8 protein-coding genes and 1 pseudogene are annotated in these 5,944 nt (G+C 71.8%); 4 read left to right on the top strand and 5 right to left on the bottom strand.

Annotation, left to right across the window (positions count from 1 at the left end; all coding sequences use genetic code 11):
* Positions 1–198, bottom strand: a pseudogene (locus FV227_RS27415) (PspA/IM30 family protein); the annotation flags it as partial.
* A gap of 111 nt (positions 199–309) precedes the next feature.
* On the opposite strand from FV227_RS27415, the gene FV227_RS27410 reads away from it, so the two are divergent.
* Positions 310–960, top strand: coding sequence for a WHG domain-containing protein (locus FV227_RS27410; protein ID WP_147860353.1), 651 nt, complete (start codon positions 310–312; stop codon positions 958–960).
* A 34-nt stretch (positions 961–994) separates the two neighbouring features.
* Here the strand turns inward: FV227_RS27410 and FV227_RS27405 are convergent, their stop codons facing one another.
* Positions 995–1,249 (bottom strand): hypothetical protein, encoded by a 255-nt coding sequence (locus tag FV227_RS27405; RefSeq protein WP_147729395.1) that lies wholly within the window; start codon positions 1,247–1,249, stop codon positions 995–997.
* A gap of 152 nt (positions 1,250–1,401) precedes the next feature.
* Between FV227_RS27405 and FV227_RS27400 the strand changes: the two genes are divergently transcribed.
* Positions 1,402–1,593, top strand: a complete 192-nt coding sequence (locus tag FV227_RS27400) for a hypothetical protein (protein WP_147729394.1) — start codon at positions 1,402–1,404, stop codon at positions 1,591–1,593.
* 106 nt (positions 1,594–1,699) lie between these two features.
* Here FV227_RS27400 and zwf read toward each other — a convergent pair whose 3' ends face one another.
* A complete protein-coding gene (zwf, locus tag FV227_RS27395; protein ID WP_147860354.1) occupies positions 1,700–3,232 on the bottom strand; it encodes a glucose-6-phosphate dehydrogenase in 1,533 nt (510 codons plus the stop codon).
* 121 nt (positions 3,233–3,353) lie between these two features.
* Positions 3,354–3,611 carry a hypothetical protein gene (locus FV227_RS27390; protein WP_147860352.1) on the bottom strand — a complete coding sequence of 86 codons (258 nt, stop codon included), beginning with the start codon at positions 3,609–3,611 and terminating at the stop codon, positions 3,354–3,356.
* 111 nt (positions 3,612–3,722) lie between these two features.
* Here FV227_RS27390 and FV227_RS27385 point away from each other — a divergent pair, with 111 nt between their 5' ends.
* On the top strand, positions 3,723–4,499 hold the full coding sequence (locus FV227_RS27385) for an ABC transporter ATP-binding protein (RefSeq protein ID WP_147844123.1): 777 nt from the start codon (positions 3,723–3,725) through the stop codon (positions 4,497–4,499).
* Positions 4,500–4,575: 76 nt separating this feature from the next.
* On the top strand, positions 4,576–5,085 hold the full coding sequence (locus tag FV227_RS27380) for an OsmC family protein (RefSeq protein WP_147729800.1): 510 nt from the start codon (positions 4,576–4,578) through the stop codon (positions 5,083–5,085).
* Positions 5,086–5,162: 77 nt separating this feature from the next.
* Here the strand turns inward: FV227_RS27380 and FV227_RS27375 are convergent, their stop codons facing one another.
* A complete protein-coding gene (locus FV227_RS27375) occupies positions 5,163–5,429 on the bottom strand; it encodes a hypothetical protein (RefSeq protein WP_147729799.1) in 267 nt (88 codons plus the stop codon).
* Positions 5,430–5,944: the final 515 nt, after the last annotated feature.

Below are 5,944 nucleotides of genomic sequence, written 5' to 3'. Positions count from 1 at the left end.
GGCGTCGATCTCGGCGCCGCGGCGGGCCTCGGCCTGGTCGCCGGCGATCGCCACGGCCAGCGCCCGGCGGCTGCGCTCCAGCGCGGCGCGGGTCTCGCGGATCTGCTGGTCGAGGATCAGCAGGGCGTTGCGGTCGTGGAGGTCTTCGGTGGCCCGGGCGACTTTCCCCCGGGCGAGGAGGTTGAGCAACTTGAGCATGGTGGGGCTCCCGCGTTATGAACATCGTTCACAACCGAAACCTCTCACGGGCATGAACAGCGTTCAAGTGCGCGATTGCACGTCGTGCAAAATGGGGCCGCGAGGCGACGCGTGACCGGGCCGGCAGACGGCGGCAAGCCGACGAAGGCGGAGGCACGCCGGGAAGCGCTTCGCACCGCGCTCGTTGCCGCGGCGGAGCGCCGGATCGCGGCGGACGGGCTCGGCGCCCTGCGCGCCCGCGACCTCGCCGCGGATGCCGGCTGCGCGCTCGGCGCGATCTACACCGCGTTCCCGGATCTCGACGCGCTGATCCTCGCGGTGAACCTGCGCACGCTCGGCCTGTTCGAGGCGGCGCTCGGGCCGGAGGCCGACGGGTTCGACGCGGCGGGCGCGGCCGACGAGCTCGTCCGGCTGGGCCAGGCCTATCTCGCCTTCGCGCAAGGCCACGCCAGGCGCTGGCGCGCCCTGTTCCAGCACCAGCTCGCCGACGGGCGGCGCCCGCCGGACGGGTACGTCGCCGAGCAGGCCCGCCTGTTCCGCCGGATCGAGGCGCCGTTGCAGGCGCTGCGCCCGGACCTCCCGGCCCTCGAGCGTGTCCTGCTCGCCCGCAGCCTGTTCTCGGCGACGCACGGCATCGTCATGCTCGGCCTCGACGCGCGCCTGATGGTGCTGCCGGTCGCGGTGGTGCGGGACCAGCTCGATCTGCTGATCCGCGCCATGGCGACGGGATTGGCGAACGCGGACGGGGCGGGCGCCGCGTGACGCGCTCGGCCGCGCCGACGCTGCGAACCGACGCTCAGGGCGCCTCGGCCTTCGCGATGGCGCGGACCGCCCTCAGCGCGTCCGCCCGGCTCGCGTCGCTCGCAAGCCCGCTCCACAGGCCGAGAAGCTCCCGCAACCCGGCCAGATCGCTCGGCGTGGCGGCCTCGCCGAACCGCGACGCGACCGTGCCCCCGAGCGCTTCGGCGAGACGGCGAAGACTGTCGTTCCCCTCCCCGACATCGTCGCGACCGGGGGTCTTTCCGCGATCCGGGCCGGGCTCAACACACATCGACGGTCGCCTCTTAAATAGCCATGCGACCGCACGCGTCCTCGTATTCTGCATTCAGAACGCTTTTACGGCAATACGCAACCTCTGGTCGTAAGGCGGCGTTGTCGGCTTAAGTCTGAGTTGGCAGATGAGAACATCGCTTTGAAGACAGCATGATGGCGACAGACGAAAGGTTCTCCGCCGGGGCCATGGTCGACGCTTGCCTGCGGCTCTACGAAATCGTCCGCGAGGTCGGAACACCCGAGATGGTCATGACGTGCCGTCTGCTGCTCTATCAAGCCGGATTGCAGATTGCGGACGAGGTCAAGGCCGAGAAGGACGGCGCAAGACGCGACGAACATTGACGGCGTGGGAAAGGCCGGGGCCCGGTCCCCGCTCCGTTCCCGCGATGCGTCCGGCCCGACGGGCCTGTCTCGAGGCTCGGTCGGTCTTGCCTCAGTCGGTCTTGCCTCAGTCGGTCTTGCCGTCGAGGCCGAGCCAGTAGCGGCCGTCGCGGGCCAGGAGGTCGTCGGCGGCCTTCGGGCCGGGGGTGCCGGCGGCGTAGTCCTCCACCGGGGCGGTCTTCCAGGCCTGCAGCAGCGGCTCGACCGCGGCCCAGCCGGCCTCGATGTTGTCGGCGCGCTGGAACAGCGTCGCGTCGCCGGTCATGCAATCGTAGAGCAGGGTCTCGTAGCCGACGTTGGGCTGGTTCTGGAAGAAGTCGGCGTACTTGAACCCCATCGTCACCCGGCCGATCTGCATCTGCGGCCCGGGCACCTTGACGTTCAGCTCGGTCCCGGCGCCGTGGTCGGGGTCGATGGTGATCCGCATCACGTTGGGGCTGAGCTCGGCCACCGGCGTGTCGGAGAACAGCTGAAACGGCGCCGGCTTGAACAGGATCGCGATCTCGGTGCGGCGCCCGGTCATGCGCTTGCCGGTGCGGACGTAGAACGGCACCCCGGCCCAGCGCCAGTTGTCGATCTCGAGCTTCAGGGCGACGTAGGTCTCGGTGGTCGAATCCTCGGCCACGTGCGGCTCTTCCCGGTAGCCGACGACCGGCTTCCCTTCGAGCGTGCCGGCCGTGTACTGGCCGCGCACGGCGTGGTCGGGCTGGATCGGCTTCACGGCCTGCGCGAGCTTGGCCTTCTCGCCGCGCACGTCCTCGGCCTTGAACGAGTTCGGCGGCTCCATCGCCACCATGCAGAGCAGCTGGAACATGTGGTTGGGCACCATGTCCCGCAGCGCGCCGGTGGGCTCGTAGAACCCGCCGCGCTCCTCGACGCCGACGGTCTCGCCGGCGGTGATCTGGATGCTGTCGACGTATTCGCGCCGCCAGACCGGCTCCAGCATGCCGTTGGCGAAGCGCAGAGCCATGATCGACTGCACCGTCTCCTTCCCCAGGAAGTGGTCGATCCGGTAGAACTGGCTCTCGTCGCCCTGCTTCAGGATCCGCGCGTTGAGCGCCTGCGCCGAGGCGAGGTCGGAGCCGAACGGCTTCTCGATCACCACCCGGCGGAAGGCGTCGTCCGCCTGCTTCAGCAGCCCGGCCTGGCCCAGCCCGTCGACCAGGGTGCCGAAGAAGCGCGGCGCCACCGCGAGGTAGAACACCACGTTGCCCGAGACCTTGCCCTTCAGGGCCTCGAAGGTCTTGGCATCCTCGAAGTCCCCCTTGAGGAAGTGGATGCGGTCGCGGATGAAGCCCCAGCTCTTCGGGTCGATCCGGTCGGCGTGGAACTCGGAGCCGGGGTCCTTGCTCAGGGTCTCCATCGAGGTGGTGAGCTCGGTGCGCAGGCCCTCGTCGCTGCCGTCGTTGTGGTCGACGCCGAGGATGGCGAAGCCGGGATCGAGCAGGCCGGCGCCGGCGAGGTTGTAGAGCGAGGGCATCAGCAGGCGCTTGGTCAGGTCGCCGGCGGCGCCGAAGATCACCAGCGTGCAGGGCGGCGCCGGCTTGGTGCCGCAGGCGGCCTCGTCCTTGAGGGGCGCGTCATGGCTCGATTCGGGCATCGGCGTCGTCCGGTTCTGCGACGCGATGGTGCGTCGCGGCATTCGATCGCACGTCAACCGGCGACCGCCACGGCCGTTCCCGGCGTGACGCGATCGTGTGAGGGCGGGAAGGGCCGGCTCCTCACCCCCTCCGGCGCAGCACCACGCCCGGCAGCGGGCAGGCGGCGGGGGCGACGGTGAGCACCGCCGCGCCCGGGCACAGGGCGCGGCAGCCCTGCGCCGCCTCGATCTGGTCGCGGCCGCAGGCCGTCGCGGTGCAGAACCGCCCGAGATCCTCGCAGGTCGCGCGGAAGCGGCCGGCGTCCGGCCGCTCGCGCAGGTCGGCGGCGGCGGCCGGGGCCGCGAGGGCGAGGAGCACCGGAAGAACGAGCCTGATCACGGGTCCACCCCATCGCCTCGCGCGGCCGCGCGAGGCGCCGACGTAGCATGGCGGCGCCTCGCGCCCTATGGCATGCACACGACAGGCGACAAGAGGACCTCGGCGGACACCGTGCTCGACATCCAAGGCCTCTCCAAGACCTATGCCGACGGCACGCAGGCGCTCGCGGGCATCGACCTGTCGGTGGCGGCCGGCGAGATCGTCGCGCTGATCGGCGGCTCGGGCTGCGGCAAGACCACCCTGCTCCGGCTGATCGCCGGCCTCGACCGCGGCAGCGCCGGCACGATCACGCTCGACGGCGAGGCCATCGCCGCGCCGCATCCCGGCGTGGGCCTGGTGTTCCAGGAGCCGCGCCTGCTGCCCTGGCTCACGGTGGCCGACAATGTCGGCTTCGGCCTCGACGGCGTCCGCAGGCCCGAGCGCCGCGCCCGCGTCGCCCACGCGCTGGAGCGGGTCGGGCTGTCCGAGCACGCCGCGCGCTGGCCGCGCGACCTGTCGGGCGGGCAGCAGCAGCGGGTCTCGATCGCCCGCGCCTTCGTGGCGCGCCCGCGGGTGCTGCTCCTCGACGAGCCGTTCTCGGCGCTCGACGCCTTCACTCGCAAGGACCTGCACGGGCACCTGCTCGCGCTCTGGGCCGAGACCCGCCCGACGATCCTCATCGTCACCCACGACGTCGGCGAGGCGGTGGCGCTCGCCGACCGCGCCGTGGTGATGCGGCCGAAGCCCGGCCGCCTCGACGAGACGGTGCGGCTCGGCATCGCCCGCCCGCGCGATCCCGCCTCGCCGCAGAGCGAGGCCTCGACCCGCGCGATCCTGGCGGCCCTGGACCGCTCGCTGCGCCCGGCCGAGGCCCAGGCCGCCGCGGCGCCCGCCGGGAACTGGTGGTAGCGGGCGGCGCCGGTTGAGCCGCGGTGCGGTTCCCGCTAACGGCGACCGATCAAGACCCACGATGGAGGAGACGACGATGGACGCCACCACGCTTCGCGCGCTTCAGGCCCCGCTGAAGGACCAGTACCGCAACACCCCCGACGACGCGGTGATCACCCTGCGGGCCAAGGGCTCGCTCGACGACACGGCGATCGCCTGCAAGGTCGAGACCGGCCGCGCGCTGGCGGTGGCCGGCCTGCACCCGGCGACCGGCGGCTCGGGCGCCGAGCTGTGCTCGGGCGACATGCTGCTCGAGGCGCTGGTCGCCTGCGCCGGCGTGACGCTGAAGGCGGTGGCCACCGCCCTCGAGATCCCGCTGCGCGCCGGCACGGTGAGCGCGGAGGGCGACCTCGACTTCCGTGGGACGCTCGGCGTCGACAAGGCGGCACCGGTGGGCTTCCGTGCGATCCGGCTCGCCTTCGCGCTGGACACCGACGCGCCGCAGGACAAGCTCGACCAGCTGCTCAAGCTGACCGAGCGCTACTGCGTCGTGTTCCAGACCCTGAACCACAAGCCGGAGCTCGCCGTCACCGCCGCCCGCAGCTGAGGGGAGCGCCCACGAAAAAGGGCGGCGGAGCCGAGGCTCCGCCGCCCGTTCGTCCGATCCTGCGATCGGAGCGCGGCTTACCGGGCCAGGCTGCCGGTCCGCGACAGGGCGCGGCCGGTGCGCACCGGGGCCTCGTCGCCAAGGCGCGGGCCGATCGAGCCGGTGGTCAGGGCATCGCCCTCGCGGGCGGAGTCGACCCAGGCCGGCATGCCGAAGAAGCTGCGCGAGTCGGTGCGGTCGACGCGGGGGGCGTCGAAGCCCTGCGAACCGAAGCCCTGGGCGAAGGCGGAGGCCGGGGCGGCGAGCGCGAGGACGAAGGTGAGGGAGGCGAGACGCTTGGTCATGGTCGGTTCCTTGTCGTGATGGACGACCCGGTCTCGCGTCGCTGCGCGCACCCCGTGGCCGTCACTGCCATGACCAGGAGATGGTGCGCTGCGGAACGGTTTCACGTGCGCTTTCGCACGTGCGAGAAAGTAAAATTATAGTTCTATTTCAATGAGATAGTAGAACTATTCTACCGCGCGCGCCGCCAGGGATATCTCCCGGTGCCGTTGCTCGACAGTCCATTCGAAGCCCCGCGCGCTCCCTCCCCCGCACCCAAGTCGGGCCTGCCCGACTTGGGCACACGGGGTGCGGATCTCGGGCAAGCCCAAGATCCGTCGGGGGAGGGAAGGGGCGCGTCGCGCTTTCGCCGATGGGAAAAAGCGCCTCACCCGGCCGAGACGAGCCAGCACCCGGCCGCGAGCCGCACGGCGCCGTCGTCCGCATGGGGCAGCACCGCCTCGGCGACGGCGGCGAGGGCCGCCCGGCGCAGGGGCGGCTCGGCGTCGCGCAGCAGGCGCGAGACCGGGCCGAGCTC

It is taken from the genome of Methylobacterium sp. WL119, assembly GCF_008039875.1.
In the GTDB taxonomy this organism is placed as follows: Bacteria; Pseudomonadota; Alphaproteobacteria; order Rhizobiales; family Beijerinckiaceae; genus Methylobacterium.
The sequence above is the reverse complement of the archived record's forward strand: the minus strand, read 5'-3'. Positions and strand labels throughout refer to the sequence as shown.